Here is a 2,812-nt window from a genome sequence, read left to right on the forward strand (position 1 = left end):
TTCCTGCTGCCGCGGGGCCAGTCCGCGGGCACGCTCGGAGCCCGGTTGGTCGCCGGCACGGTCACCGACTCCGTAATCATCAACGACGACGGCTCGCTTGCGCCCCTGGACACAGCGAGCGCGGCGGCTCTGACCGAGGTTCCGGCCGACGAACATCCGCATACCCGCACGATCGGCGACAACGGGGAGTTCCGGTTGATCGCCAACCGGATGCCGGACGGCGCCGTGCTCATCACCGGGCTGCCGCTGCACCCCGTCCAGGCGACCCTGTACCAGCTGGTGGCTGTCGGAGCCGCTGTCGCCGGGGTCGGGCTGCTCCTGGCCGGCTTCGCCGGCACGGTCGTGGTCCGGCTCACCCTGCGCCCGCTGCGACGCATGGCGGCCACCGCCAGGCGGGTCACCCAGCTTCCGCTGGACCGCGGCGAGGTCGCCCTGGCCGAGCGCGTCCCGGCAGCGGACACCGACCCGCGTACCGAGGTCGGGCAGGTCGGAGCCGCGCTCAACAGCATGCTCGGCCATGTCGGCGCGGCGCTCGCGGCGCGCCAGGCCAGCGAGATGAAGGTCCGCCAGTTCGTCGCGGACGCCAGCCACGAGCTGCGGACCCCGCTGGCCGCCATCCGCGGCTACGCCGAGCTCACCCGCCGCGACCGCGACCAGCTGCCCCCCGACGTCGCCCACGCGCTGCGCCGGGTGGAATCCGAAGCGACCCGGATGACCAGCCTGGTCGAGGACCTGCTGCTGCTCGCTCGGCTGGACGCCGGGCGTCCCCTCGAGGCCGCGCCGGTCGACCTCTCCCGGCTTGTCGTGGACACGGTGAGCGACGCCCATGCCGCCGGCCCCGAGCACCGCTGGCAACTCGACCTGCCCGACGAGCCGGTGATCGTCACCGGCGACCCGGCCCGCCTGCATCAGGTGCTGGCCAACCTGCTCGCCAACGCCCGGACCCACACCCCGCCCGGCACAATGGTCACCGCGAGCCTGCACGCCCGCTCCCCCGGTCCTGCTGTGCTCACCGTCCTCGACGACGGGCCCGGCATTCAGGCGGATCTTCTTCCATCCGTGTTCGAGCGCTTCGCCCGCGGTGACGGTTCCCGTTCCCGCGCGGCCGGCAGCACCGGGCTGGGGCTGGCCATCGTCAACGCCGTCGTGACCGCCCACCGCGGCAGCATAGGAGTAACGAGCCGTCCTGGTCAGACGGCGTTTATCGTCCGGCTGCCCACGCACGTGCCGGCCGCGGTCCCGCTGGCCAGCGGCACGGTCACCGGTGGCCGGCCGTCAGCCCACGGCAGGCGCTGACGTTCGTGCCTGCCAGACACGCCTGGCAGGCACGAACAGGCTCACAGGAAAGACACAGCTTCGGCACAAAGAGCCGACAGCTCCCGGAGCGACTGTAGATTCCATGCCCACCGTGACCTCCACCCCGCAGGACGCACCTGGTAGAAACGCACCTGGTAGAAATACCCCACGGCCGGCCGGCGAGCCCCTTCCAGCCGCCCGCCGGCCCGTTCTGGCGACCCATCCCGCGGCAGTGCTGGACGTGGTCATTCCCGTCCACAACGAGCAGGCCGACCTGGAGCCCTGCGTACGCCGCCTGCACACGCACCTGACCAGGACCTTCCCGTACCCCTTCCGGATCACGATCGCGGACAACGCCAGCACCGACGCGACCCTCGCCGTGGCGGAGACGCTCCAGGCCGCCATCGCCGAGGTCACTGTCATCCACCTTGACCAGAAAGGCCGCGGGCGCGCTCTGCACACGGTCTGGTCGGCCTCTGACGCTCCGGTGCTGGCCTACATGGACGTCGACCTGTCCACCGACCTCGCGGCGCTGCTGCCGCTGGTCGCCCCGCTGATCTCCGGGCACTCCGATCTCGCGATCGGGACCCGGCTGGCACGTAACTCGCGGGTCATCCGGGGCGCGAAGCGGGAAGTGATCTCCCGTTGCTACAACCTCATCCTGCGCGGCACGCTCGCCGCCCGTTTCTCCGACGCCCAGTGCGGGTTCAAAGCCATCCGCGCCGATGTCGCCGCGCGGCTGCTGCCGCTGATCGAGGACACCGGCTGGTTCTTCGACACGGAGCTGCTCGTCCTCGCCGAACGGTCCGGGCTGCGCATCCATGAGGTCCCGGTCGACTGGATCGACGATCCCGACAGCCGCGTTGACATCGCGGCCACCGCGCTGGCCGATCTCAAAGGCGTCGCCCGGCTCGGGCGTGCCCTCGCCAGCGGTGCGCTGCCCGTGCGTGACCTGCGCCGCCAGCTCGGCCGTGCGCCGCTGGAACCGGCTGTCCCCGGCGTGCCGGTCGGGTTGCCCAGACAGCTGGTGCGGTTCACCGGCGTAGGGCTGGCAAGCACCGCGGCCTACCTGGTGCTGTACGTGCTGCTGCGCGGCCTGGCCGGCGCGCAGGCCGCGAACCTGCTCGCGCTGGCGCTCACCGCGGTCGCGAACACCGCGGCGAACCGGCGGCTGACCTTCGGTGTACGAGGCCGCTCGGGAGCCGGTCGCCACCAGCTCGAGGGCCTCGTCGTCTTCGTTCTGGGACTCGGGCTCACCAGCGGGGCGCTGGCCGCTCTGGGCGCGCTGGCCAGCCATCCCGGCCGGCTGCTGGAACTGGGCATCCTGGTCGCCGCCAACCTCGCCGCGACGGTCATGCGCTTCCTGCTGCTGCGCGCCTGGGTCTTCCACCCACACCGCCAGCGGCCGTGACCACGGCGGCGGCCATCCGCGCCCGCCGCGTCAACAGCGGCATCACCGACATCAGCGACACCGCTGACACCGCTGACACCGCTGACACCGCTGACACCGCTGACC

At 72.1% G+C, this 2,812-nt stretch carries 2 protein-coding genes; both read left to right on the plus strand.

Annotation, left to right across the window (positions count from 1 at the left end):
• On the plus strand, positions 1-1,296 hold a 1,296-nt coding region (locus MJ783_RS16020), incomplete at its 5' end, for a HAMP domain-containing sensor histidine kinase (RefSeq protein ID WP_239311247.1).
• Between the two features lie 103 nt (positions 1,297-1,399).
• A complete protein-coding gene (locus MJ783_RS16025) occupies positions 1,400-2,707 on the plus strand; it encodes a glycosyltransferase (RefSeq protein WP_239311248.1) in 1,308 nt (435 codons plus the stop codon).
• Positions 2,708-2,812: the final 105 nt, after the last annotated feature.

This window comes from Protofrankia sp. Cj3 (assembly GCF_917627355.1).
Classification (GTDB): domain Bacteria; phylum Actinomycetota; class Actinomycetes; order Frankiales; family Frankiaceae; genus Protofrankia.

Excerpts from the sequence above, each read along its gene's own strand:
- MJ783_RS16025 (WP_239311248.1), top strand. The coding sequence starts at position 1,400 with ATGCCCACCGTGACCTCCACCCCGCAGGACGCACCTGGTAGAAACGCA.